The sequence below is a fragment of the Brasilonema octagenarum UFV-OR1 genome (genome assembly GCF_963888615.1).
Classification (GTDB): Bacteria; Cyanobacteriota; Cyanobacteriia; order Cyanobacteriales; family Nostocaceae; genus Brasilonema; species Brasilonema sennae.
Map to the genome: position 1 here is coordinate 1 of NZ_CAWPKW010000085.1, position 700 is coordinate 700.

General features: G+C 43.4%; 1 protein-coding gene. It reads left to right on the plus strand.

Features of this window, described 5'->3' with window-relative positions:
- Positions 1–700: beta-ketoacyl synthase N-terminal-like domain-containing protein (locus AC5590_RS06400; RefSeq protein WP_169269039.1), on the plus strand; the 700-nt coding region annotated here is incomplete at both ends.

Below are 700 nucleotides of genomic sequence, written 5' to 3' on the forward strand. Positions count from 1 at the left end.
TTCTTAGAGTGTGCGTGTGCTGCGCTTGAAAATGCTGGCTATGCTCCCCAAACTTTCTGTGGTTCAATAGGGGTTTATGCTGGTTCAACTATAAGTAATTATTTATTCAATATTTATTCAAACTCCAACATTAGAGAATCAGTCAGCGGTGTGGAAATTAGTTTGGGAAATCATCCCGATTATCTTCCCATGCGCGTTTCTTTCAAATTAAATTTAACTGGGCCAAGTTATGCAATTCAAACTTCATGTTCCACTTCCTTAGTTGCCGTCCACGTTGCTTGCCAAAGCTTGCTCAATTACGAATGTGATATAGCTTTGGCGGGTGGCATTTCGATATTGGATATGCAACCAAAATCTGGCTATTTGTATCAGGAAGATGGGGTTTTATCTCCAGATGGACATTGCCGTGCCTTTGATGCTAAGGCAAAGGGAACTATTTTTGGTAGCGGTGTAGGAATTGTGGTTCTCAAGAGGTTAAAGGATGCTCTTGCTGACGGTGACAGCATTCATGCAGTGATTAAAGGTTCTGCCGTCAACAATGACGGTTCTTTGAAAGCTGGATTCACAGCACCCAGTGTAGAACGTCAAGCGGACGTGATTGCAGAAGCCATAGCCGCTGCTGGAGTTGAAGCCGATACTATCACTTACGTAGAGACACATGGGACAGGAACACCCCTGGGCGATCCTATAGAAATAAAAG